The organism is Pseudomonas sp. JL27(2026) (genome assembly GCF_056933555.1).
Window position 1 is genome coordinate 2,649,145 of record NZ_CM167794.1, and the last position, 22,822, is coordinate 2,671,966.

Annotated in this window: 24 protein-coding genes; 7 read left to right on the forward strand and 17 right to left on the reverse strand. The window is 60.0% G+C overall.

Annotation, left to right across the window (positions count from 1 at the left end; translation table 11 throughout):
- Positions 1-6 precede the first annotated feature (6 nt).
- Both AC1Z1G_RS12070 and AC1Z1G_RS12075 read right to left on the reverse strand, forming a co-directional pair.
- The gene (locus AC1Z1G_RS12070; protein ID WP_483627815.1) at positions 7-237 is read right to left on the reverse strand and encodes a hypothetical protein; all 231 of its coding nucleotides are present in this window, start codon (positions 235-237) and stop codon (positions 7-9) included.
- Between the two features lie 159 nt (positions 238-396).
- Positions 397-588, reverse strand: a complete 192-nt coding sequence (locus AC1Z1G_RS12075) for a hypothetical protein (protein ID WP_483627817.1) — start codon at positions 586-588, stop codon at positions 397-399.
- 468 nt (positions 589-1,056) lie between these two features.
- Between AC1Z1G_RS12075 and AC1Z1G_RS12080 the strand changes: the two genes are divergently transcribed.
- From AC1Z1G_RS12080 to AC1Z1G_RS12090, 3 genes are all read left to right on the forward strand, one after another.
- Complete coding sequence (locus AC1Z1G_RS12080; protein WP_483627214.1) at positions 1,057-1,527, forward strand: hypothetical protein; 471 nt, start codon at positions 1,057-1,059, stop codon at positions 1,525-1,527.
- Positions 1,527-1,730: a hypothetical protein gene (locus tag AC1Z1G_RS12085; RefSeq protein WP_483627215.1), complete on the forward strand. Its 204-nt coding sequence runs from the start codon at positions 1,527-1,529 to the stop codon at positions 1,728-1,730. Before AC1Z1G_RS12080 ends, AC1Z1G_RS12085 begins: the two co-directional genes overlap by 1 nt.
- 137 nt (positions 1,731-1,867) lie before the next feature.
- The gene (locus AC1Z1G_RS12090) at positions 1,868-2,884 is read left to right on the forward strand and encodes an ABC transporter substrate-binding protein (RefSeq protein ID WP_483627217.1); all 1,017 of its coding nucleotides are present in this window, start codon (positions 1,868-1,870) and stop codon (positions 2,882-2,884) included.
- A 148-nt stretch (positions 2,885-3,032) separates the two neighbouring features.
- Here AC1Z1G_RS12090 and AC1Z1G_RS12095 read toward each other — a convergent pair whose 3' ends face one another.
- Entirely contained in the window at positions 3,033-5,168 is a 2,136-nt protein-coding gene (locus AC1Z1G_RS12095; protein WP_483627219.1) for a TonB-dependent receptor, read from the reverse strand.
- Between the two features lie 88 nt (positions 5,169-5,256).
- Entirely contained in the window at positions 5,257-5,643 is a 387-nt protein-coding gene (locus tag AC1Z1G_RS12100) for a DUF2946 domain-containing protein (RefSeq protein WP_483627221.1), read from the reverse strand.
- 94 nt (positions 5,644-5,737) lie between these two features.
- Here AC1Z1G_RS12100 and AC1Z1G_RS12105 point away from each other — a divergent pair, with 94 nt between their 5' ends.
- A complete protein-coding gene (locus AC1Z1G_RS12105; RefSeq protein WP_483627222.1) occupies positions 5,738-6,175 on the forward strand; it encodes a DUF3995 domain-containing protein in 438 nt (145 codons plus the stop codon).
- Positions 6,176-6,219: 44 nt separating this feature from the next.
- Here AC1Z1G_RS12105 and AC1Z1G_RS12110 read toward each other — a convergent pair whose 3' ends face one another.
- From AC1Z1G_RS12110 to AC1Z1G_RS12135, 6 genes are read right to left on the reverse strand one after another with little or no spacing between them, the layout of a single operon-like run.
- Positions 6,220-6,579, reverse strand: a complete 360-nt coding sequence (locus tag AC1Z1G_RS12110) for a Na+/H+ antiporter subunit G (protein ID WP_483627819.1) — start codon at positions 6,577-6,579, stop codon at positions 6,220-6,222.
- Positions 6,580-6,584: 5 nt separating this feature from the next.
- Entirely contained in the window at positions 6,585-6,863 is a 279-nt protein-coding gene (locus AC1Z1G_RS12115; protein ID WP_347905773.1) for a K+/H+ antiporter subunit F, read from the reverse strand.
- Entirely contained in the window at positions 6,860-7,348 is a 489-nt protein-coding gene (locus tag AC1Z1G_RS12120; RefSeq protein WP_483627224.1) for a Na+/H+ antiporter subunit E, read from the reverse strand. The genes AC1Z1G_RS12115 and AC1Z1G_RS12120 overlap by 4 nt, the downstream gene beginning before the upstream one ends.
- A complete protein-coding gene (locus AC1Z1G_RS12125) occupies positions 7,345-9,030 on the reverse strand; it encodes a monovalent cation/H+ antiporter subunit D (protein WP_483627225.1) in 1,686 nt (561 codons plus the stop codon). Before AC1Z1G_RS12125 ends, AC1Z1G_RS12120 begins: the two co-directional genes overlap by 4 nt.
- Positions 9,027-9,371, reverse strand: a complete 345-nt coding sequence (locus tag AC1Z1G_RS12130; protein ID WP_008029186.1) for a Na+/H+ antiporter subunit C — start codon at positions 9,369-9,371, stop codon at positions 9,027-9,029. Before AC1Z1G_RS12130 ends, AC1Z1G_RS12125 begins: the two co-directional genes overlap by 4 nt.
- Entirely contained in the window at positions 9,371-12,289 is a 2,919-nt protein-coding gene (locus AC1Z1G_RS12135; RefSeq protein WP_483627227.1) for a monovalent cation/H+ antiporter subunit A, read from the reverse strand. The genes AC1Z1G_RS12130 and AC1Z1G_RS12135 overlap by 1 nt, the downstream gene beginning before the upstream one ends.
- A 240-nt stretch (positions 12,290-12,529) precedes the next feature.
- Here AC1Z1G_RS12135 and AC1Z1G_RS12140 point away from each other — a divergent pair, with 240 nt between their 5' ends.
- Positions 12,530-13,003, forward strand: a complete 474-nt coding sequence (locus tag AC1Z1G_RS12140) for a hypothetical protein (RefSeq protein ID WP_483627229.1) — start codon at positions 12,530-12,532, stop codon at positions 13,001-13,003.
- Between the two features lie 2 nt (positions 13,004-13,005).
- On the opposite strand, the gene AC1Z1G_RS12145 is transcribed toward AC1Z1G_RS12140, so the two are convergent.
- Positions 13,006-14,043: a DMT family transporter gene (locus AC1Z1G_RS12145; protein ID WP_483627231.1), complete on the reverse strand. Its 1,038-nt coding sequence runs from the start codon at positions 14,041-14,043 to the stop codon at positions 13,006-13,008.
- Here AC1Z1G_RS12145 and AC1Z1G_RS12150 point away from each other — a divergent pair.
- Both AC1Z1G_RS12150 and AC1Z1G_RS12155 read left to right on the forward strand, forming a co-directional pair.
- On the forward strand, positions 14,038-14,601 hold the full coding sequence (locus AC1Z1G_RS12150) for a helix-turn-helix domain-containing protein (protein WP_483627232.1): 564 nt from the start codon (positions 14,038-14,040) through the stop codon (positions 14,599-14,601). The two genes, AC1Z1G_RS12145 and AC1Z1G_RS12150, sit on opposite strands and share 6 nt — an antisense overlap.
- Positions 14,602-14,720: 119 nt before the next feature.
- A complete protein-coding gene (locus AC1Z1G_RS12155; protein WP_483627234.1) occupies positions 14,721-16,151 on the forward strand; it encodes an FAD/NAD(P)-binding protein in 1,431 nt (476 codons plus the stop codon).
- Between the two features lie 21 nt (positions 16,152-16,172).
- On the opposite strand, the gene AC1Z1G_RS12160 is transcribed toward AC1Z1G_RS12155, so the two are convergent.
- The 6 genes from AC1Z1G_RS12160 to AC1Z1G_RS12185 form a co-directional block, all read right to left on the reverse strand.
- Positions 16,173-17,288, reverse strand: a complete 1,116-nt coding sequence (locus tag AC1Z1G_RS12160; RefSeq protein WP_483627236.1) for a Gfo/Idh/MocA family protein — start codon at positions 17,286-17,288, stop codon at positions 16,173-16,175.
- Between the two features lie 194 nt (positions 17,289-17,482).
- Entirely contained in the window at positions 17,483-18,400 is a 918-nt protein-coding gene (locus AC1Z1G_RS12165; protein ID WP_483627238.1) for a halovibrin HvnA, read from the reverse strand.
- A 418-nt stretch (positions 18,401-18,818) separates the two neighbouring features.
- A complete protein-coding gene (locus AC1Z1G_RS12170; RefSeq protein ID WP_483627239.1) occupies positions 18,819-19,586 on the reverse strand; it encodes an SDR family oxidoreductase in 768 nt (255 codons plus the stop codon).
- Between the two features lie 37 nt (positions 19,587-19,623).
- A complete protein-coding gene (locus tag AC1Z1G_RS12175; RefSeq protein ID WP_483627241.1) occupies positions 19,624-20,691 on the reverse strand; it encodes a phosphotransferase family protein in 1,068 nt (355 codons plus the stop codon).
- Positions 20,692-20,843: 152 nt separating this feature from the next.
- Positions 20,844-21,806, reverse strand: coding sequence for a 2-hydroxyacid dehydrogenase (locus AC1Z1G_RS12180; RefSeq protein WP_483627243.1), 963 nt, complete (start codon positions 21,804-21,806; stop codon positions 20,844-20,846).
- Positions 21,807-21,927: 121 nt separating this feature from the next.
- On the reverse strand, positions 21,928-22,470 hold the full coding sequence (locus AC1Z1G_RS12185) for a cysteine hydrolase family protein (protein WP_483627245.1): 543 nt from the start codon (positions 22,468-22,470) through the stop codon (positions 21,928-21,930).
- Positions 22,471-22,822 lie beyond the last annotated feature (352 nt).

Genomic DNA, 22,822 nt, shown 5'->3' on the forward strand with positions numbered 1-22,822 from the left:
CGCCAGTCAGACTTTCAGTGCGCCTTCATCAACGGCCAGTTTCAAGGCCTTGGCGGACTCTTTGGCGGCAGCAGCGGCCACGTCGGCTGTTTTGAACCAGCGATCCTTTTCGACCTGGTGATACGTCACGGTGGTCAGCGGTGGCTTGGCGCGCATCACGATGACGGCTTGGAACTCACCTTCAACTTCTCTGGCTTCACCGTGGATAAAAAATTCGCCAATATCAAATTCCGTCACGTAGCGCCTTCCCTTGAAGATTATTCTGTTGTTTTGAGCGCCGCCGCCCAGAGGGCTGGCTTTCACTGGTCGGGCAGTATGGCAGTTGTTGCCTGCCGGTGGCTGAGTTAAGTCAGCGCACCGACGAAACGAACCACCGGCAGAGGGCATGAAACGGGCTCAGGTGCTGATCTCAAGGGTTCTGGCAAGGGCGCAGGCTTGGTTGTGGTCGCCGCGAAACCCTCTTACCTGGCCTGTTGTACTGTCCTTGATATGGAAAAACTCCTTCCCGGCCAGCACCACCCGATAGCGTGGTGGCTCAGGTCGTTGAGGCAACAGGTGTGAAGAATAGAACGTATCGCAAGGCATCATTGGCGGGGTGTTCGTGGAATGGCCTGGCGTAGGTGTAAAGGTTGTCAGCGTGCACATATGAAGTCCTTTTCTGTAGTTCGCTGCGGTTGATCCGTCGCTTTTGAGTAGTCTGATGGAGTGTTGCTGAACTAGAATCACCTCCAGCTGTTGAAGGTGTGTGTTTATCTAAAGCAATTTTTTTCTGTCGATATGTCGGAAAAGTGCTTTTCTAAAAGAGTTTTTTCCCTAAATTTGATAGTCAATCACTCTCTGGCCGTTAGAAGGGCGTTTTCCTTCAATATCTGACGACCGCCAGGGAAGACGGCACGAGTGACCTTCCATTAGTCTTCTCCTGCCTTGCGATGAATGAGCATCCTGCTCGGTTCAAGGTTTCAGCTTGGGTCATTGTGGCGATACCGTCGGCGTAGCCGTTTTTTGCTGTCCGTTTTTTTTGCGGGCAACGTCATTTACAGATGTGGGGATGTTTCCTTGGCAGTAAGTAATCTCGATATGCACGCATTGTTTGTGTTGGGTGATCTGCGCGCAAAGCTCGTTAAACAGTTTCAGTCGCGCTTTGTGTACATCACCGAACAGACCCCCGAAGGCATTTATGTTGCCGAGATCGACACCGAGACGGCGCTCGTGGTGGATGACAAACCGCGCCTGGAACTCAAGGTCGGTGATCATTTTCGTGCGGCGGTATTGCCCAGCCGTGAAGGCGGCAAGTTCGAAATCAAGTTCCGCGAAATCAAACTGACGGTGTATGGCCTGGGCGACTACGCCTTTGTGTCCACCGCGGACGGTCACGCGATTCTGTTCAAGGAAGGTCATAGCGTTGTCACCGTATTTGCGGCCAACGAGCAGTTGCAGGAAGGTCTGACCAAGACCTTGAAAGCCGTGACCGGCAAAGCCGCCAAGTGGCGCAAGGGCGAACTCGTTACCTTCAAGGCCAGCGAATAGTGACCCTTACCCGCGCCGGGTTTCATGAGCAGCATGCCCAGAGCGCCGAGGCAGAAGCCCAGCGGTTGTTTGCCCAGAAGCCGGTTTTGCAGGGGGCCTGGCTCAATTGGGTGGCGTCGCAGGTTTACGTGTTGCGTCCGGCGGAATACGCCAGCATGGTGCGACGTGAGCTGCAACGATTGCAGGACGCTTCTGAATCTTGATTCTTGAACCTCAAGCGCAGGAACCTCTACTACAGTCAATGGACTGAGTATTCAGGGGTGTGCGGTCTTTGTCTGAAGACCATCCTGCTACTTCTGTGAACGCCATCATAAGGTTCAAGAACGAGGTTCAAAAAAGCATGAAAGGATTTCGACAGCTGCTGGTCGGTTTACTGGCCTCGATGGGCGTGTTGTTGTCACCGCTTCCAGTCTGTGCGGCCACGGCGCCAATTCACTTTGCCGATTTGAACTGGGAAAGCGGTAGCCTGATCACCGACATTTTGCGGATCATTGTCGAGAAAGGTTACGACCTGCCGACCGACACCTTGCCGGGCACCACGATCACCCTGGAAACCGCGTTGGCCAACAATGACATCCAGGTCATTGGCGAGGAGTGGGCCGGTCGCAGCCCGGTGTGGGTCAAGGCCGAGGCTGAAGGCAAAGTAGTGAGCCTGGGGGATACGGTCAAAGGGGCGACCGAAGGTTGGTGGGTGCCGGAGTATGTGGTCAAGGGCGACCCAGCCAAGGGCATTCAGGCACTGGCGCCGGACTTGCGCAGTGTGTCTGACCTGCCGCGTTACAAGGATGTGTTCAGCGACCCGGAGAGTCCGGGCAAGGGGCGCTTTCTCAACAGCCCTATTGGCTGGACCTCTGAAGTGGTCAACCAGCAAAAACTCAAGGCTTATGGGCTGACGGACAGTTACGTGAACTTTCGCAGCGGCTCGGGCGCTGCGCTGGATGCAGAGATCACCTCGTCGATCCGTCGTGGCAAACCGGTTCTTTTCTATTATTGGTCACCGACGCCCTTGCTGGGTCGGTTCAAGTTGATCCAGTTGGAGGAGCCGCCGTTCGACGCCCAAGCCTGGAAGACCTTGACGGACGCCGATAACCCCAACCCGAAACCCAGCCGCTCGCTGCCCTCCAAACTTTCGATTGGCGTGTCCACGCCGTTCCAGAAGCAATACCCGCAACTCACAGCGTTTTTCAGCAAGGTCGACTTGCCTATCGGGCCCTTGAACAAGGCCTTGGCCCAGATGAGTGAGTCGCATACGCCGCCGCGTCAGGCTGCCGAAGCGTTCATGAAGGCGCACCCGGAAGTCTGGCAGGCCTGGGTGCCCAGGGATGTGGCGGATAAGGTCTCTGCCGCACTGAAATAAGCGGATAGACTGGCCCGTGATGTGCCTTCTGCCGCTTTCGCGAGCAAGCGGAGCGCCGCCAGGCCCGCTCCCATATTAGATCTCCTGTGCAGGTAAATCCTGCGAACGACCGAGACCTGATGTGGGAGCAGGCTTGCTCGCGAAGCTTTTAAAATCGGGTTTGCACCGCCAATTCGAAGGTGCGCGGTGTGCCGAGGTAATACGCGGGCGAAACATGGGCAAACTCGGCATACACCTCGTTGGTCAGGTTACGTACCCGGCCAGTGACCGTGGTGTGCTGATCCACCTTGAAGCTCAGGAAGGTCCCGAACAAGGTATACGACGGCACGGTCAGGGTGTTGGCATTGTCGGCATAGACCGAGGCCACATGGCGTGCATCCACCCCACCTTGCAGGCGTGGAGCGAAGTCGTAGGTCAGCCAGAGATTGGCAACACGGTCGGGGACGTTGGTGGGTGTGTTGCCTTTGCGCGAGACCACCGCACCGGCCGCATTTTTTTCATTGAAGTCGTCGTACCGGGCATCCACCCAGGCAACGTTGCCTTCGGCCAGGAGCTTGGGCGTGATCCTGAAGGAGCTCGCCAGTTCTATGCCTTTTGAGGTCTGCTGCCCCACCGGGATGCTCTTGGTCGGGTCCTGTGGGTCGGTCACGGCGAAGTCGCTGCGCTCAATGCGATACACCGCCACGGTTGCCGAACCGCGACCCTCGAGGTAGTCGAATTTGCTGCCGATTTCCCACTGTTTGCCCCTCGACACATCGAAGTCCTGGGTGCCGCCCGGTTGCTCGGCGGCGGTGCTGTATTGCACGTAGGCATTAGCGGTGGGTATGAATTGCCAGGTCAGGCCGACACGTCCGGTGACCGGCTCCCAACTGCGCTTGAGATGGTGCGGATTGCTGGCAGTCACGGTGCGGTGATTGGTGACGTCCAGGTCAATGTCGTCGTAGCGCAGGCCCGTCAACAGCGACAGGGTGTCGGTCAGCGCCAGACGGTTTTCGACAAACAGTGCTCGGGTGGTGACTTCGTTGGTCTTGTCGCTGACATACCCGGATTGTGTGCCGGGAATGTTGTAAAAGTGCCCCGGTTGATAATGATCGGGGTTAACCGTGCTTGCACCTTTGATGTTCAAGGGCGAGTTGGTCGTCTGGTTGACCTTGTACTCGAACCCACCGGACCAGGTGCTGCCCAGGCCGAAGAGGCGGGTGTCGTGACGCAACTCGAACTGGTTGCCGTTCTGTTCGCCCTGATGCCGGACCTGATACGCCGTGGAGCGGTTCACCGCGCTGTTGTCGGCGTTGTACTGGTAGGTTTCCAAGTTGCGGTAATCGCGCTGGCTGTCCAGGTGATACAGGGTGTTGCGCAGGAGGGTGCTGTCGTTGAGGCGGTAGTCGATGATTGAGCGCACCCACAGCGTGCGCTGTTCATACCGACCGTCCTCGACGTTGTAGTTGTTGAAGCGGTTGTGCCGGTCGATCTTCAACTCGCCAGCCTTCGGGTTAAGCACCGGGGTGCCCCAGTAAGGGCTGTCTTCATGCTCGTCCTGGTATTCCAGTGCCAGGGTGTGTGACAGCTCGGGTGTCAGGTCGCTGAGTAGCGAGAACGCTGCACTCCAGGCGTCGCGTTCCTGGCGATCAATGTAGCCATTGCCGGTGTTGTGGCTGACATCCAGCCGCGCATAGTGCTGAACGTCCGAGCTGGCGTCGGTCAGTGCGTGGTTGACGCCGAACGCCGTCTCGGTGGTGTCGTAGCGGCCATAGCTGACCCGGCCTTCGGCGGCCAGTTCCTCACGGGTCGCCAGTTTGGTGACGTAGTTCAGCGACCCGCCAACCGAGCCTGCACCGTTGATCAGGGACGAAGGTCCGCCGACCAGTTCCACACGGTCATAAATCCACGCATCCACCGGGCGTGCGAGGCCGCTGGAAACATTGATGCCATTGAACATCTGGGTGATCTGGCTGCTGGTGAAGCCACGGTAGGACACAAAACCACCGAACCCCGGCGGGGCGCTGGCATTCACGCCGGGCAAGGTATTGGCGGCATCCTGAAAGTTCTGGGCGCCATGGCGTTCGATGTCGTTGCGGTTGGCCACCGCGACCGACGCGGGTGTTTCGCGCACGCTCAGCCCAAGGCGTGAAGCCATGCCACTGGATTGGTCAAGGCTCAGGCCCGCAGTGGGTTCCTGTTCACTGGCGTCGATGGTGGTCGGCGCCAGGTTGATGGAAGTGTGTGCCCAGACAGGGGCGCACGCGCAGCCGAAAAGGCCTGCGAGCAGGGAGATATGTTTCATCGGTAAATCCTGAAGACTTGGCTAGGAAGTCGCTCACACACGCACGCCACGCGTTTGCGCGGTGAGCAGAGCAAAAAGGGCGAAGGGCTTAAGCGACAGGAGGTGCGCGAGGGTTGGCCGACGGCCAGGTGAAGCGTGCAGGGGTTTCAGCGTTGGAAACGGTCGCCGGTGGCGGATTGTGTTGTTGCCCGAGTACCGCCAGCGTCAGGCTGGAGTTGAGCGCCGGCCCCATGCCACCGGTGGAGCACAGCGGACAGCCGAACGCCTTGGACAGGGTCGGCAGTTTATCTTCAGTCGGACTCGATTGCGCAGGGGCCTGGGTCGCCGGGTCGACGGTACAGAACTGGCCGCCGATGCCATTGAGCTGCATCCCGACCATTTGCCCGTGACCGAGGCTGCAGGCGAACACATTGAACAGGACGCAGCAATAGAGCATCCAGGCAATGAGCGAGCGGTCGGTTCGGGCGAGTTTCATGGGGCGGCACTTTAACATCACCCATGGAAAACATACTTACAAAAAGTCTGTTTGGGGTTCATTCTTCCGCTTTCCAAATCAAGGAAGTCTGGTCATGACGTTTGTAGTTGCTCAAGGGATTGCCGCGTTTTTTGTGCTGATCTGCCTGGTTCATGTTTATTGGGCGCTTGGTGGCCAATGGGCCATTGGAGCCGTGATTCCGCAGGTCAAGGGCAGTGACGACGCAGCGTTGCGGCCCGCATTCAAACCGTCTGCGCTGGCTACTTCGGCGGTTGCCGTGGCGTTGCTGGTGATTGCCGGGTTGGTGAGTCTGCGGGCCGGGTTGTTTATGACGCCGATCAGGCATTGGGCATTGCAATGGTTGATCAGCGCGATTGCGATGCTGATGTTCGCCCGGGCAATTGGCGATTCCAATCAGGTGGGGTTCTTCAAGGAGAAGGTCGAGTCGACGTTTGCCCGTCTCGATACCTTGGTCTACTCACCGCTGTGCCTGGTGCTGGGGGCAGGATTGCTGGTCGTTGCCTGGGGCTGAAAAGCATCGCCGATCCGGCGAGAAGGCCCGCCAGCACTTCGAGTTCAACTCCCGCTTTCAGTCCGCCGGCTGCTGACCTCGGCCGGCACATCGTCGCCCGCCATGCGCTTGCGGAACAGCGCCGCCCGCGCCAGCAGCAACGTGGTCACCGGCATGGTGATCGACAGCAGCACCGGAATCAGCCAGGCGTGTATGACCGGCGAAGATTTGAGTGCCGAGAAGTAGATGATCGAGGCCAGCGCCACGCACCAGGCCCCCAGGGTCGAGGCCAATGCAGGCGGGTGCATGCGCTGGAAAAAGTCTTTCATGCGCAGCATGCCCATTGCACCGATCAAGGCAAACAGGCTGCTGAGTACCAGCAGCACCGCTACCAGTATCTCCACCCACAGCGGCAAGTTATCCATCGGGTTCATTCAATCACCTCGCCACGCAGCAGGAATTTCGCCAGGGCAAACGAGCCGACGAAACCGAACAGCGCGATCAACAGCGCCGCTTCAAAATAAGTGTCACTGGCATAACGGATCCCCAGTACCAGCATCATCAGCATGGCGAGGATGTAGAGGTAGTCCAGCGCCAGAACCCGGTCCTGTGCCGAAGGCCCTTTGAACAGGCGAATCAGGGTCAGGACCATGGCCACGGAAAACAGGAACAGGCTGAACACAATGGCGTTCGAGAGCAGGGCACTCATTCGAAAATCTCCATCAAGGGGCGCTCGTAGGTCGTCTTGAAGTGCTCGATAAACTGCGCCTCGTCATCCAGATCGAATACATGCAGCAGCAGAATGCTGCGATCCAGCGCCAGTTCCGACCACACGGTGCCGGGAACCACCGTGGTAATCATCGACAGCGCTGCCAGGCCATTGGCATCGCGCAGGTCCAGCGGCACTTTGATGAACTGCGAACGCGGCGGGCAGCGACTGGCGTTCAACACACCCCAGGCGACCAGAATGTTTGAGACCAGCACATCCCGACCGACCAGGAAGAACAACCGCACAATGACGCCAGGGCGACGAATGCGGATCGGCAACGGTCGCAGCTTGCGCATCATCAACGGCGCACAGAACCCCAGCAGCGCGCCGAGCAACAGGTTGCCAGGGCTGACCGACAGGTTCAGCACCAGCCACAACAGCCAGAGCGCCAGCGACAGCCAGGGTGCAGGGAACAGGCGTTTCATGGTTGCACCTCCTGCAGGGCGGCTTTGGCTTCAGGGCCGGGCACCGCGCGGGTACCGAGCACGGCCATGACGTACTGCTTCGGGTCGTTCAAGGTGGCGGCCGCGGCCTGGGTGTAACGCAGCAGTGGCTCGGCCTTGAAGGTCAGCACAATACTCAGGCCCAACAGGGCGATGATGGGAACGCACTCCAAGCGTCGCAACACCGGCGACGGGCGCTCCGCGGGTGTCCAGAAGCGCTGGATGCCCAGGCGCGAGAAGGCGATCAGCGACGCCAGCCCCGAGAGAATCAGCAGGGCGAGCAACCCCCAGGCAGCGTTCGACATCGGTTCGGGGCTGTCATTGCCCAGGCCCAGCGGGTTGAGCAGGGCGCTGAGCAGGCTCAGCTTACCGATAAACCCTGACAACGGCGGCATGCCGATAATCAGCAGCGCACAGGCAATGAAGCTCAGGCCGAGGAACGCCATGGTCCAGGGAATCACCTGGCCGACCACGGCTTTCTGGTCATCGTCGAGGTTGATGCCTTTGGTGGGCTGGGTGGGTTCGAGCGGTCGCGGCAGGGCTTCGATTTCATCGTCCAGCGGCGTCTCGTTGACCGAACGCGAACGTTCGATCAACTCCGCCAGCAAGAACAGCGCGCTGAGAGCCAGGGTCGAACTGACCAGATAGAACAGCGCCGCGCCGATCAGGTTGGGCTGCGCAAAACCGATGGCCGACAGCAGAATCCCGGCCGACACCAGAATGCTCAGGCTGGCCATGCGCTCCAGGCGCTGGGCCGCGAGTATCGCCAGCCCGGCGCAGGCAATCGTGGCCATGCCGCCATAGGTCAGCCATTCACCGCCAAAGTAGGCCGATGCGCCGGCCTGGCCGGAGAACAGCAGCGTCCACAGACGCAGCAAGGTGTAGACGCCGACCTTGGTCATGATCGCAAACATCGCCGCCACCGGTGCACTGGCAGCGGAGTAGGCCGGCACCAGCCAGAAGTTCAGCGGCCACATGCCGGCCTTGGCCAGGAACGCCACGGCCAGAATGGCCGCGCCGGCGTGCAGCAAACCACGATCGGCTTCCGGCACCAGCGGAATCTTCAGCGCCAGGTCCGCCATGTTCAGGGTGCCCGTGACGCCATAGATCAGTGCCGCGCCAATCAGGAACAGCGACGACGCCAGCAGGTTGATGGAAATGTAATGCAGGCCTGCCGACACCCGCGCCCGACCCGAACCGTGCAGCATCAAGCCGTAGGAGGCCGCGAGCAGCACTTCGAAGAACACGAACAGGTTGAACAGGTCCGCCGTCAGGAAGGCCCCGTAGAGGCCCATCAGCTGGATCTGGAACAGCGCGTGGAAACTCGCGCCGGCACGGTCCCAGCGAGCCATGGCGAAGAGCAGGGCGCTCACGCCGATAATGCCGGTGAGCACCAGCATCAGCGCCGACAGGCGATCGACCACCAGCACGATGCCGAACGGTACTTGCCAGTTGCCCGGCAGGTACACGCCGATAGAGCCCGGCACGTCGGTTTGCTGGGTCCATTGCAGCAGCAACACGGCAATGCCCAGGCCCACGAGGCTGGAAAACAGGTTGATCCGGGCTTTGAGCGGGCGGTGCTTCTCGCCCAGCATCAGCATCAGCGCGGCGGTCAGCAGCGGCAGCAGGATCGGTGCGGCAATCAAATGAGGCATCAAGGTCATTCTTTAGGCTCCCGGCCATCCACATGGTCGGTGCCGGTCAGGCCCCGCGAGGCCAGCAGTACCACGAGAAACAACGCCGTCATGGCGAAGCTGATGACGATAGCCGTCAGTACCAGCGCCTGGGGCAGCGGGTCGGTGTAATGCAGCAAGTCCTGCGGCACGCCGTCCTTGATGTTCGGTTCTTTGCCGATGAACAGGCTGCCCATGCTGAAGATGAACAGGTTGACCCCATAGGACAGCAGGCACAGGCCCATCACCACCTGAAAGGTCCGCGGGCGCAGCACCAGCCAGACCCCGGAGGCCGCCAGTACGCCGATGGCAATTGCGATGACTTCTTCCATCAGGCGGCTCCTGGCTTGGCAATGGGTTTGGGCTGATAGCCCGGTTTGTGGCCACGCACCGACTGGTGAGCCAGGGCGGTGAGGATCAGCAAGGTCGAGCCGACGACCACGCCGTACACGCCGACGTCGAAGAACAAGGCACTGGCGATATGAATGTCACCCAGCACTGGCAGTGTGAAGTGCCAGGTGTGGGTGGTCAGGAACGGATAGCCGGCCACCATCGCACCAAGGCCGGTCACGGTGGCGAAGAACAACCCGATGCCCATCCAGCGCAACGGCCGAAGGCTCATCTGCGCCTCGACCCATTGGGTGCCGGCCACCATGTATTGCAGGATGAACGCCACGGACATCACCAGCCCGGCGACAAAGCCGCCACCCGGCTGGTTGTGTCCGCGCATGAAGAGGTAGAACGACACCACCAGCGCAATCGGCAGCAGCAGCCGCACGAGCACTGCCGGCACCATCATGAAGCCCAGCGCAGTGTCGCTGGCCTGGCGCGGGTTGACTAGGTCGGTGACTACGTCCGGTGCCAGCAAGCGCTGTTGCGCCGGCAGTTGCATGCTCTCTTTGGGGGGGCGGAAGCGTCGCAGTAGGGCGAACACGGCCAGGGCCACGGCCACCAGCACAGTGATTTCGCCGAGGGTGTCGAAGCCACGGAAATCCACCAGCATCACGTTCACCACGTTGCTGCCGCCCCCTTCGGGCAAGGCGCGGCTGAGGTAGAACGAGGAGATGAAGTTGGGTGTCTGGCGCGTCAGCATGGCGTAGGACAGCACGGCCATGCCGACACCCACGGCAATCGACAGCAGCAAGTCGCGCAAACGGCGAATCCGGGCTTTGGGCACGCTGCTGGGCAGTGGCGAGACGTCTTCGATCCGGCGCGGCAACCAGCGCAAACCGAGCAGGATCAACACCGTGGTCACGACTTCGACCACCAGTTGCGTCAGCGCCAGGTCAGGGGCCGAGAACCAGACGAATGTCACGCAGGTCATCAACCCGCAGACGCTGACCATGGTCAGGGCCGCGAGCCGGTGGTACTTGGCCTGCCAGGCGGCGCCCAGTGCGCAGGCAATCGCCAGCAACCACAGGGTGACGAAAACGATCGAGCCCGGAATCTTTGGCCGGTCGCCCCACGTCAGGTTGCTGTGAAGCATCGGAACCAGCCCGGCCAGCACCGCCAGCAGCACCAGCAGGAACAATTGGGTTTGCAGGCGTTGGGTGGTGACTCGCCGTTCAATGCGCCGGGCTGCACGCATCATGACCACCAGGCTGCGCTCGAACAGGCGTTTGCCGTTGAAGCGGCCGATGATCGGCGGGTACTTGAAGCGCCCGCGCTTGAGCTGATTGCGCAGCAGCAGGTACAGCAGAATGCCGCAAGACATGGCGATCAGGCTCATGATCATCGGCGCGTTCCAGCCATGCCAGATGGCCAGGCTGTACTCGGGCAGCGTCCCACCCACCACCGGCAACGCTGCCGCGGCGAGCAGCGGGCCCACCACTTGCGCCGGGAAAATCCCCACCACCAGGCAGGTGAACACCAGCAACTCCACCGGCGCACGCATCCAGCGTGGCGGTTCGTGCGGGGTGTGGGGCAGGTCGGTGGCGGTGGGGCCGAAGAACACGTCCACGGTGAACCGCAGGGAGTACGCGACGCTGAAGGTGCCGGCGATGGTCGCAACGATCGGCAAGCTCATCTCGACCCAGGCGGTGGCATTGATGAACACGGTTTCGGCGAAGAACATTTCCTTGGACAGGAAACCGTTGAGCAACGGCACGCCCGCCATCGAGGCGCTGGCGACCATGGCCAGGGTCGCGGTGAACGGGATCAGTTTGATCAGGCCGCTGAGTTTTCGAATGTCGCGGGTGCCGCTTTCGTGGTCGATGATCCCGGCGGCCATGAACAGCGACGCCTTGAAGGTGGCGTGGTTGAGAATGTGGAACACCGCCGCCACGGCGGCCAGTGGGCTGTTCAGCCCCAGCAGCAGGGTGATCAGGCCCAGGTGGCTGATGGTCGAGTACGCGAGCAGGCCCTTGAGGTCGTTCTGGAACATCGCGCAATACGCGCCAAGCAACAGCGTACAGGCGCCAGCCCCGCTGACGATGTAGAACCATTCTTCACTGCCGGACAACGACGGCCACAACCGGGCTAAAAGAAATACACCTGCCTTGACCATGGTGGCCGAGTGCAAATAAGCCGAGACCGGTGTCGGCGCGGCCATGGCGTGGGGAAGCCAGAAATGAAAGGGGAATTGGGCGCTTTTGCTCAAGGCGCCGATCAGGATCAGGGGTAACAGAATGGGGTAGAGGGAGTGGGCGCGAATCAGATCGCCGGCGGCCAGGACCTTGTCCAGGTCATAGCTGCCGACGACATGGCCAAGCAGCATGACCCCCGCCAGCAGGCACAACCCCCCGGCACCGGTCACCATCAGCGCCATGTAGGCGCCACGGCGGGCGTCGGCGCGGTGGTGCCAGTAGCCGATCAACAGGAACGAGAAGAGGCTGGTCAGCTCCCAGAAAAACACCATTTGAATCAGGTTGCCGGAGATCACCAGCCCGAGCATGGCCCCCATGAACGCCAGGAAAAACGCGAAGAAGCGCGGCACCGGATCTTCCGGTGACATGTAATACCGGGCGTACAGCGACACCAGCGTGCCGATGCCCAGCACCAGCATCGAGAACAACCAGGCGAACCCGTCCATGCGCAGGACGAAGTTCAGGCCCAGGCTCGGCAGCCAGAGGAACTCCTCACGAATGACGCCGCCATGGGCGATTTGCGGGTACAGCAGGGCCACCTGGACGGTGCCGATCAATGCGACCAGCCCCGCCAACAAGGATTCGGTGTTACGTGCGTTGTGCGGCAGCAAGGCCGCCAGACAGCTGCCAATGAATGGCAGAAGCAGTAGAACTATCAGGGACATAGGCTTCTAATCTGCGAAAGTTTGTGAAGGATCATACGTGCCGGACCCCGGATCACCAACCGTCAAGCTGTGGCAGGATCCTACAAGGTAGGTGGAAAACTCCTGTTTATCCTTGTTTCCAGGGAATGGACTCACAGGATCTGGTGTGATCAATGCCACGTTCAACCGCCTCTGGAAGTGGTATTTTGACGCCCGCCAAAACGCAGGCCAAACGTGAAGGGAATACAGCGATGCACTTTTATGGATAAAACCGCCCTGAGTAAAAAACTCGCTTACCTGTTCATGGGCGTGGTGTGTGGCGTCTTGCTGGGCGCCGCCCTGATGTTGCTCTACGGCCCTTCAAAAATCTTCGGGCGGACAATGCTCAAGACCCAGGAGCCGTTTGTAATCGAAGGCCCCCATGACGATGGGCGTAGTTACATGTTGCCTGCGGGCACGGTGCTCTATCACGACCAGAGCTTTGCAGAGGGATTCACCCGGTACATCGTTTACTTCAACTATAAAGGCCCCATCGCGTATGACGAGGTGCCGATGGAGCCGAAGTACGGCGGCGTGCTGATCGCGCCGTTGTGGCTGTCAGATGTTGAGACGTCGGACGCTGTAGCAGGCGTCCGACGCCTGGCGATTACTCGTGACGATGTGGCGGCAGCGGTAAAGTCCGGCGAGATTACCCGCAAGGATCTGCTGGAGATTCTGCGTACTTCGGCACGGTGAATTCAGTCGTTCGAATCAACGGGTTCGCGCAGGGGGCCCTCTTCAAGCGCGGTATCGTTCTTGCCCTTGGTTTTCAGTTCGCTGACGATCACCGCCGCCACAATCAAGGCTGCGCCGAACAACGCCAGCGCCGGCAAGCGTTCACCCGCAAGACGCCCGGCGATCCCCGCCCAGACCGGCTCGCCGGCATAGATCAGGGTAGCGCGGGTCGGTGAAACGCTTTTCTGCGCCCAGTTCATCGCTACCTGAATCGCCGCACTGGCGGCACCCAGGCCCACGGCGCTGAATAGCAGTAACCAGGAAAATCCGGGAATGGCTTCCTGGGTCGGCACCACCATCAAAAATGCCAGCACCGAGGTGACCGCCAATTGCACGACGGTTACCCGGCGCACATCGACCTGGCCGGCGTATGTGCTGATCAAAATGATTTCGGCGGCGATGGCGACGGCACTGATCAGCGTCGCGATTTCGCCGGGGCTGAAATTCAGTGACGCCCCGGAGGGCCCGGAGAGCATCATCAGCCCGGTGAACGCCAGCATGATGCCGATGCTCGGCATCAAACCCGGGCGTTTGCCCATGATCAACCATTGCAGCAAGGGCACGAAGGGCACGTACACCGCGGTTATGAACGCCGACTGACTGCTGGGAATGGTCTGCAAGCCGACGGTTTGCAAACCGTAACCGAGCATGATTGCCACCCCAATGAAGGCGCCGGCCTTGAGCTCGAACACGGTCAGGTCCCGCAGGCTGCGCCAGGAAAACAACGCGACAATGCTCGCTGCGGCGGCAAAGCGCAGGCCGACGAAGAACATCGGCCCGCTGACCGTCATTGCATGCTGCACCAACAAAAATGTCCCGCCCCAAACCATGGTGATCAGCACCAGCACGCATTCAGCCTTGCTGAACCGTGAAAACCGGGAGGACGGCTGGGAAGTGTTTGACGACGTCATGACCTTGCGCACTACCTGAGTGGGACGCACAATGCGCCCGAAGTTGGGCAGTATACTGCCCAACGTCACCCAGTGAGCAATATAGTGCACAACGATTCCACTCAACGGGCGTCCGTCCTGCAACACGTCAGCCAGAATGTCCGCCGACTGCGGCATGTCGCCGGGCTGAGCCAGACCGCCCTGGCAGAAAAGTCCGGGGTCAGCCGGCGAATGCTGGTGGCCATCGAGGCCGGGGAAAAGAACGTCAGCCTGACCACCCTCGACCGCGTGGCCGAAGCGCTGGCGGTGGCGTTCAGCGACTTGATCCAGGCCCCCGACGCCCGTGACCCGAGCCGCATCAACGAACTGGCCTGGGCCGGTTTGATCCCCGGCAGTAAAGCGGTTTTGCTGGCCAAGGCCAACGCCAGCCGTGAAGTCGAGCTCTGGGAGTGGCGGCTGGAACCGGGTGAAGAATACCTGTCTGAAGCTGACGCTGATGGCTGGAGCGAGCAACTCTATGTCTTTGAAGGAGGCTTGACGCTGGTGATCGGCGAAGAGCAGCGGCTGATCGCGCAAGGCGAGTTTGTCAGTTTCGCAAGCAACCGCCGTCATGCCTATCGTAACGAGGGGCTGGTGGCTGTGCGGTTCGTGCGTAATGTGGTGATTTGAGCGGCGCTCGTGGCAAGCGCAGTGTTTCGCCGGTGTCGATGGCGACCTGATGCTACATTCCGTGTGCACGCAAGCTGCGACTTCTTTCTATTCAGGTAACGCGGATCAGTGAGCACAGCATGACTTCAACCTCTGGCGGGCAACCCCGTGACGTTCTGCGCAGCGCCGATGTGCTGATTGTCGGTGGAGGCTTGAGCGGTACGTTGCTGGCAGTACAGTTGCTGCGGTTGCCCGGTGAGCGTCGGCTGCTGGTGATCGAGCCGCGTGCCGAACTGGGGCGGGGCGAGGCCTACAGCGCCGTCGAGTTGGGCCATACGCTGAATGGCAACGCGGCGCGCATGAGCGTTGACCCGGACAATCCGGATGACCTGACTCAATGGCTGACGGCATTTATCGCCAAGGGCGGTTGGCCGGAGTCGGATCAGCAATCGGTGCCGGTGGCCGAGTTGTTTGCGCCACGCGGGATCTTCGGTCTGTATGTGCAGCAACGCCTGGCCGAGGCCCGGGCGGTGGGCGCGCTTCAGGGTTCGAGCGTCGAACATGTGCGGGGTGAGGTGGTCGACCTGCAAACCGAGGCGCATGCAGCGCTGCTGACATTGAGCGACGGCACCCGGCTGCGGGGGCGTGTCGCGGTGCTCGCCACCGGCCTGTTTCCTGCTGCGCGCACGCCACAAACCGAGTCCAGTGGCCTGAACGCAGCGGCGCTCGACCCTTGGGATGTGGCGGCGATGGCGCAGCTTGATCCGCAGTCGACGGTATTGATCATCGGCTCGGGGCTGACCATGGTCGATGCCGTGGTATCGCTGGAGCAGGCCGGGCATCGTGGGCCGATCGAAGTGTTCTCCCGTCACGGTTTGCTCCCACATGTGCGCCGCCAGCCTCCGGTTTGGGAAGACTTCCTGGCGCTGGACCACGGTATTCGCACCCCCCGGCAGTTGGTTCGGGAGTTACGGCGCCAGTGTCGTGCGGCAATGGCCCAAGGTGTCGACTGGCAAGCGCCACTGGATACGGTGCGGGCTCACATCGCCCGTTTGTGGAGTCAGGCGACGGACGTGCAGCGGCGTCAGTTTGTGCGCCATGTGCGGCCGTGGTGGGAGAGCCATCATCACCGTTCGCCACCCTTGAGCGCCGCCTTGGTGGCGCGCTTGTACCGTGAAGGCCGACTGCGGATTCAGGCCGCTTCATTCAAAGGCCTGGCGCCTTCAGCGGATGGCCGTGTGAGCCTCTGCATTCGGCGTCGTGGCGAAGCTGAAGTGACGCAAGTCACGGGTGACGGGCTGATCAATTCCAGCGGTATAGAATATGACTGGCGCCGTGTCGCCCGCCCGTTACCGCGGCAGTTGTTGGCACGCGGGCTGGTTCAGCCGGGTCCGTTGGCGCTGGGGATCGCAGCAGATGCGACTGGCGCGGTGCTGGATGCCGAAGGCCGAGTCTCAAATCGATTGTTCGCCATGGGCCCACCGTTGCGCGGAATGTGGTGGGAGAGCACTGCGGTGACCGATGTGGCGAGCCAGGCCAAGGCCCTGGCGCAGCGTTTGGTGCTCGGCTGATCGGTCCCGGCAGCGAGCGCGTCAGACCTCTTCGATCCTGACCCAGCGTTGTTCCTGCGCCGCCATTCGGATTGCGGCCGCCAGCCGTTCCACTTCCCAGGCCTGCTCGAAGTCGGTGCCGTCCCGGCCTTGCCCGGCCAGCGCCATGATCAGGGCGTGTACTTCCAGCGTTTTCAACTCGTTGTAGCCCAGTTGATGGCCCGGTGCAGGGCTGAAAGCGGCGTATCCGGGCAGATTCGGCCCGGCCAGTATCCGTTGGAACCCGTCCTGACCGGCGCGGCACAGGCGCAATTCGTTCAGGCGCTCCTGATCGAACGCCAGGGTGCCAAGGGTGCCGCTGATCTCGAAGCTCAGGTGATTTTTGTAACCTTGCTTGAGCCAACTGCTGCTGACGGTGCCGCGGGCGCCGTTGGTAAAGCGCAGCAAGGCGTGAACCTGATCGTCGACGGCAATATCGCGTTGTTCCTGGCTACCCGCCGTTGCGGGCCGCTGCCGGTGAACAGTCTGGCTATCGGCACACACGGCCTGAACATCGCCCACCAGATAACGCGCCATGGCCAGCAAGTGGCTGCCCAAATCCGCCAGGGCACCCCCCGCATGCGCGGCTTCGCAACGCCAGGACCACGGCGATGTCGGATCGGCCATGAAGTCTTCGCTGAACTCACCTTGAAAACTGATGATTTCGCCAAGGTCGCCATTCTGAATCAATGCATGAGCCAGCGTGATGATCGGGTTGTGCTGATAGTTGTAGCCCACTCGGGTAACGACGCCCGACGCTTTCGCCGCCAAGCGCATGGCATTGGCCTGTTCGAGGCTGACGGCCAGGGGTTTTTCGCAATACACCGATTTGCCTGCGGCCAGGGCCGCCATGGCCATGGGGTAGTGAAGATGATTGGGGGTGGTGATGGCGATCAGGTTGACCTTGGGATCGTTGATCAACTGCTGCCAGTCACTGTGGGCCTGCTCGAAACCCCAGGCATTGGCACACGCCTGTGCGCGAACAGGATCGGCGTCGGCAAGGGCGGCGAGGCGAAGCGTGAAGGGCAGCTCAAATGCCGCATTGACGTTGCGAAAGGCCAGTGCATGGGCGCGCCCCATGAAGCCTGTGCCGATGAGTCCGATTCCGAGTTCATGCATAACAGGGTCCTTTGGATTATTGTTTTCAGGATGCCTATTTATGGAATATAAATTCTCTAAATGCAATTGTTGGAATAAATATTCTTTATCGTTGATCGTTCCCACGCCCTGTGTCGCAGCCGAAGGTGGACGCGGAGCGTCCCCGGCTGCATTCCTTTGTTGCACGTGGCAACGATCATGCGAGCCGTATTGCCTTAGCGGTGACTTGAGTGGCCTGACGTATCGTTCAGCGCGAGCTGGTCAGAAGGGCGGTAGGTGAATGTCGCATCCTCTGAGGGGGAGCGCGGCAAGGTGATGTTCAGGACCGGAACGAATCTTCCCGTATCGGCATGAAATGCTTTTTGATCTTTTTGTGCGGCCTCAAGGCCCCCTTCAATGTAAAAGAACGACATGACCGGAAATGCTTTTCCAAGGCCATTTGCCCATGTGGCGAGGCGCAATTCGTTATTGCTCTTTCCTAGAAGACCAAAACTTTCATCCTGTATGTATTGCATCGCCCGCAGGGTTTCAATGAACTCTTTTGCTGCGGGGCCGGTCGGGCCGTTGAGTACGTCGAAAGAGCACTGGCGATGATGTGATTTATTATTTTTTATATAGAAGTCATGCCACTGTTTTGCAGTGTAAATACCTTGCCGTTGGCAACTGCTTTCAAATTCACGGGTCAGGTTGGAGTCGTCGCACCCTAATACTTGCCGCTCATCAGTGCCACCATCAATTGGGAAGGCGCAAATAACTTGTGTGCCATTAATGCCGGCGGGCATTTGATGATCCGGGTAGCGGATGAAGCCGTTGCGACCAACACTTGCCAGTTCGTTGAACTTCGAGTCGGCTCTGAGGTAAGAGAACGATACTCCGCCGGAAGCTTTGGATTTTGGGCTTGGCTCCCACGAACGATAGGCGTCCGAGTAACGCGTGGACCTGATCATGACGCCTGAACAGGCGAAAGCCGGTTGTGCGTAGCGGCCGCATGAGTCAGGGGTGGCCGCATAGTTGGCGCTGACCTGTGCGCTGATCTTCGCGCCGTATTCATCATTGTTTGCGTAAAGATGCCCGGTAAATCCGGTTGCCATCAGGCACATCATGGTGAAAGAAAGTTTGAGTGGTGACGTCATGGGCATGTTCCAGTTCAATAATAGTAGGCGCGTTATTTTCCCGATTGATTGTGATAGGGCGCGCGTGAGCATCGTGCAGCAAACGAGCTGAGGTAAAGTTGTTGATGCGTTTAGCTGCGGGTTGGATGCTAACGTCTTTGATTGTGTCGTTAGTAAAAATTGCACTTCTGAATGTTTAAGGTAGTGCGGTCGGTTAGTGGTGTTGATTGTTTTTGAACGTGCGCTTGAGTGTTAACGCTATTGTTAAAGAAGTGTCGTCGGATATGAGGTTTAAGATGATCAACTCGGTTGAAGTGCAGTGCTACAGGTCCTGTCAGAAACAAAAAATGCCTGGCCCCGTTGAGGGTCAGGCATTGTGCTGTTTGCTATCGGTAAAGGTGTCGCTCAACAGCGGTGCATGGCCCTTGAGTGTCCGGTTTCAGGACAGGAACCCCCCATCTACATTCAACGAAACCCCGGTCGTGTAACTCGACGCATCACTCGCCAAATACAACACCGCACCGGCCATTTCACTCGGGGCGGCCACACGCTTGAGCGGAATCTGTTGCAAGGCGACATTCAGAATCGCGTCGTTTTTCACCAGTGCCGAGGCAAACCTGGTGTCGGTCAGCCCTGGCAGCAGGGCGTTGCAACGAATGCCGAACTGCGCGCACTCCTTGGCAAATACCTTGGTCATGTTGATCACCGCTGCTTTTGTCACCGAGTAGATGCCCTGGAACACGCCCGGCGAGACACCGTTGATCGAGGCAACGTTGATGATGCTGCCACCGCCGTGTTCGCGCATCAGTTTGCCGGCTTCTACCGACATGAAGAAATACCCGCGAATGTTGACGTCGACGGTTTTCTGGAAGGCGCTGAGGTCGGTGTCCAGTACGTTGCAGAACTGCGGGTTGGTGGCGGCGTTGTTGACCAGGATGTCCAGGCGCCCGAATTGTTCGCGAATGCCGGCGAAGACCTGGCTGATCTGTTCCATTTCACCGATGTGACAGGCAACGGCGGTGGCTTTGCCGCCGTCGGCAATGATCGCGTCGGCCACGTGCTGGCAGCCTTCGAGTTTGCGGCTTGAGACGATCACATGGGCGCCTTGTTGGGCCAGCAGCCTGGCGATGGCTTCACCAATGCCACGGCTGGCGCCGGAGACGAACGCGATCTTGCCGTCGAGGTCGAACAACTGAGTCTTGGACATGGTTTTTTCCTTGTGATGGGCGTGGCGCCAGGCACGATCAGAGGCTGGATTTCTGGATGACTTGCAGGCTCATGTGTTCCAGCAGTTTGTTCATGTGAATGAACTGAGCGAAGCGTTTGTCCTGGGTCTGGCCATGGAAGAAACGGTAGTAGATCTGCTGCACGATACCGGCCAGGCGGAACAGCCCGTAGGTGTAGTAGAAGTCGAAATTGTCGATCGGGATGCCCGAGCGTTCAGCGTAGTAGTCAACGAATTCGCGGCGGGTCAGCATGCCGGGGGCGTGGCTGGGTTGGCGGCGCATCAGTTGCACTGGCGCCGGGTCGCCGGCTTCGATCCAGTAGGCGAGGGTGTTGCCCAGGTCCATCAACGGGTCGCCCAGGGTGGTCAGCTCCCAATCCAGCACGCCGATGATCTGCATCGGGTTGTTCGGGTCGAGGATCACGTTGTCGAAGCGGTAGTCGTTGTGAACGATGCTCGACGTCGGGTGGTCGGCCGGCATTTTGTCGTTGAGCCAGGCCTTGACCGCTTCCCAGCTCGGCGCGTCGGGGGTCAGGGCTTTTTCGTAGCGCTCGCTCCAGCCTTTGATCTGCCGGGCGACGTAACCTTCGGGTTTGCCCAGATCGCCAAGACCACAGGCCTTGTAGTCGACGCGGTGCAGTTCAACTAACTTGTCGATGAAGCTCTTGCACAGGGTCTGGGTTTTATCGGCATCAAGGCCCAGCTCGGGTGGTAGTTCGGAACGCAGGATGATTCCGTTGACCCGCTCCATCACATAGAACTCGGCGCCGATTACCGACTCGTCGGTGCAGTGCACGTAGGCTTTGGGGCAATACGCAAAGCCGTCCTTGAGCTGATTGAGGATGCGAAATTCGCGGCCCATGTCATGGGCGGACTTGGCCTTGTGGCCGAACGGCGGCCGACGCAGCACGAACTCCTGCTCCGGGTATTCCAGCAGGTAGGTCAGGTTCGACGCGCCCCCCGGGAACTGGCTGATCTGCGGCGTGCCACGCAAACCCGGGATATGTGCCTTGAGGTATGGATCGATCAGGCTGGCATCGAGTTCTTCGCCCGCACGGATACGGGTGGACTGGTCAGTAAGCGCCATGCTTATCCCTTCTGCTTATTTTGGAGGCCAGACATCATTGACTAATCTAATGGCGCGCCCGAAGAGCCACAAGCGCGACAAGGCCTTATAGGTTAGCGTGTTGCCGGATAATCAGCGTTCCTGATGTGCAGTCGTCCCTTACCGGGGTGCCCCTAGGGTCTGGATTTGGTGGGCGGGGGCAGGGCAACAGGTGTCAACACGGGGCGCCCGACAAAGAACGCCTGCAGGTTTTTACCCACCAGCTCCACGGTTGCCTGGGTGGCTTCTGGCGATAACCCGGCGACGTGGGGCGTAAGGATCACGTTGCTCAATGCCTTGAGTGCGTCGGGGACGTGAGGTTCTGCGTCGAATACGTCCAGGGCGGCGCCGGCAATCCGCCGCTGCTCCAGGACGGTAATCAGGTCGGCGGTGACCACGACACTGGCCCGGGCAATATTGACGAGGAAACCATTGGGGCCCAGTGCGTCGAGCACCTGTTTGTTGATCAGGTGGCGGGTACCGATGCCGCCGGGGGTGGCGATGATCAGGAAGTCAGAGGCCCGCGCCAGCTCCGTCGGGGTTGAGCAGTAGTGGTAGGGCACGTCGTTGCGATGCTGGCGATTGTGGTAGCTGACGCTCATGTTGAAGCCTTGGGTCGCCCGTTGAGCAATGGCCATGCCGACGGCGCCGAGCCCCAGGATTCCCAGGTGTTTGCCGGCCAGGGACGGGCGCATGATTTTCGGCCACTCGCCACGGCGTACCGCCGCGTCGGCCCGAGGGATATCGCGCACCAGTGCCAGCAGCAAGGCCATCGCGTGGTCGGCCACTGACGAGGCGTTGACCCCGGCGCCGTTGGTTACGGTGATCCCACGGTTGCTGGCAGCCTGCAGGTCGACATGTTCGAAACCGGCACCGATCACGCAGATGATCTGTAACTGTGGCAGCGCGGCGATCTCTTCGGCGTACAGGCCCAACGGGCCGCGTGTGAGCACGGCCTTGATTTGCCCCCCATGAGTGGCAATCGCCTGGGCGCGCTCGCTGGGTGTTGGCGCGAGAATCAGATGAAAGCCCTGATGCTCAAGAATCGGCAGGTAGTCATTGATGGTTTCAACCAGTACCAGAACGGTTGCAGGCATGCTGGGCTCCTGAGGGATGATCAAACGAAAAAGTGTGCCAGTGCGGCGTCAATGGCGAGGCTCAAGCCCAGGCATTGGCGCCGTGTTTGGCAAGGATGTGCACTGCGCGACTGTGTGTCGGTCAGAACGCCACCTGCGCGGTGTCCAGCCGTTTGACCAGCGTGGCGCCAAGGGTTGCATTGTGATGCTCAATAATCATTTTGGCCGATAACTGCGGGGTGTCCATGCAGGTATGGGCGTCGGCCACCAGGGTCACGTCAAAGCCCGATTCCACTGCGACCCGACAGGTGGTGTCGATGCAGAACTGGGTTTTCATGCCGACGATCACCAGGTCCTTGATGCCCGCGTCGTTGAGCTGTCGTGCCAGCCCGGTTCCAAAAAAGCTGCTGGGCCTGGTTTTGTCGAGCAGGGTGTCGAGCGCCGGGTCCAGTTCAAGGGCGGGCAGCAACTGCCAGAACGCACTGCCGGCCGCGATGGGCGAACCGGCCGGGCCGGTATGGCGAACGGCAAAGATCGGTGCCGAGGCTGAGCGGGCTTTTCGGATCAGTTGCTGGATTTTGCCCAGTACCCGTTCGCCCTCATAGGGTTTTTCCGGGCCGTTGAAGAGCCCGACCTGCATGTCGACGATCAACAGGGCAGAGGAGCTGGAAGCAGGGAGTGCCATGGTTTTTCTCCTTGAAAGGCCAAAAGCAAGGCCAAAAAAAGGCCCCGTCCATTGCTGGCGGGGCCTTGCGGTTACTGCGCTGGGTTCATATCAGCCAGCCACCACTCGACCCGCCAAGGGCGGTCGTGGTGGTGCGGGTGAGGTTCAGCGTCAAAATGTTCATGGGCCGATCATGCTGTGGCTGCAAAGGGCCTGTCAATGTCGTTGTTGCTGGATATTTCCGGCGTGGTGATTACCGGTTACGCATCTTGCTTTTCTTGAATGTTTTTTGGATCGATGGCCCGGTTTTCGCGGGCTGTGCGTCAAAAAGCCATCTCACATGAACTGATCCGCATAACCACTCCTCAGCTAA

Excerpts from the sequence above, each read along its gene's own strand:
- AC1Z1G_RS12105 (WP_483627222.1), top strand. The coding sequence starts at position 5,738 with ATGACGTTTGTAGTTGCTCAAGGGATTGCCGCGTTTTTTGTGCTGATC.
- AC1Z1G_RS12075 (WP_483627817.1), bottom strand. The coding sequence starts at position 588 with ATGATGCCTTGCGATACGTTCTATTCTTCACACCTGTTGCCTCAACGA.
- AC1Z1G_RS12140 (WP_483627229.1), top strand. The coding sequence starts at position 12,530 with ATGGATAAAACCGCCCTGAGTAAAAAACTCGCTTACCTGTTCATGGGC.
- AC1Z1G_RS12180 (WP_483627243.1), bottom strand. The coding sequence starts at position 21,806 with ATGCCTGCAACCGTTCTGGTACTGGTTGAAACCATCAATGACTACCTG.
- AC1Z1G_RS12125 (WP_483627225.1), bottom strand. The coding sequence starts at position 9,030 with ATGACCTTGATGCCTCATTTGATTGCCGCACCGATCCTGCTGCCGCTG.
- AC1Z1G_RS12095 (WP_483627219.1), bottom strand. The coding sequence starts at position 5,168 with ATGAAACATATCTCCCTGCTCGCAGGCCTTTTCGGCTGCGCGTGCGCC.
- AC1Z1G_RS12135 (WP_483627227.1), bottom strand. The coding sequence starts at position 12,289 with ATGTCCCTGATAGTTCTACTGCTTCTGCCATTCATTGGCAGCTGTCTG.
- AC1Z1G_RS12130 (WP_008029186.1), bottom strand. The coding sequence starts at position 9,371 with ATGGAAGAAGTCATCGCAATTGCCATCGGCGTACTGGCGGCCTCCGGG.
- AC1Z1G_RS12185 (WP_483627245.1), bottom strand. The coding sequence starts at position 22,470 with ATGGCACTCCCTGCTTCCAGCTCCTCTGCCCTGTTGATCGTCGACATG.
- AC1Z1G_RS12170 (WP_483627239.1), bottom strand. The coding sequence starts at position 19,586 with ATGTCCAAGACTCAGTTGTTCGACCTCGACGGCAAGATCGCGTTCGTC.
- AC1Z1G_RS12115 (WP_347905773.1), bottom strand. The coding sequence starts at position 6,863 with ATGAGTGCCCTGCTCTCGAACGCCATTGTGTTCAGCCTGTTCCTGTTT.
- AC1Z1G_RS12090 (WP_483627217.1), top strand. The coding sequence starts at position 1,868 with ATGAAAGGATTTCGACAGCTGCTGGTCGGTTTACTGGCCTCGATGGGC.
- AC1Z1G_RS12120 (WP_483627224.1), bottom strand. The coding sequence starts at position 7,348 with ATGAAACGCCTGTTCCCTGCACCCTGGCTGTCGCTGGCGCTCTGGCTG.
- AC1Z1G_RS12175 (WP_483627241.1), bottom strand. The coding sequence starts at position 20,691 with ATGGCGCTTACTGACCAGTCCACCCGTATCCGTGCGGGCGAAGAACTC.
- AC1Z1G_RS12110 (WP_483627819.1), bottom strand. The coding sequence starts at position 6,579 with ATGGATAACTTGCCGCTGTGGGTGGAGATACTGGTAGCGGTGCTGCTG.
- AC1Z1G_RS12155 (WP_483627234.1), top strand. The coding sequence starts at position 14,721 with ATGACTTCAACCTCTGGCGGGCAACCCCGTGACGTTCTGCGCAGCGCC.
- AC1Z1G_RS12160 (WP_483627236.1), bottom strand. The coding sequence starts at position 17,288 with ATGCATGAACTCGGAATCGGACTCATCGGCACAGGCTTCATGGGGCGC.
- AC1Z1G_RS12165 (WP_483627238.1), bottom strand. The coding sequence starts at position 18,400 with ATGACGTCACCACTCAAACTTTCTTTCACCATGATGTGCCTGATGGCA.
- AC1Z1G_RS12100 (WP_483627221.1), bottom strand. The coding sequence starts at position 5,643 with ATGAAACTCGCCCGAACCGACCGCTCGCTCATTGCCTGGATGCTCTAT.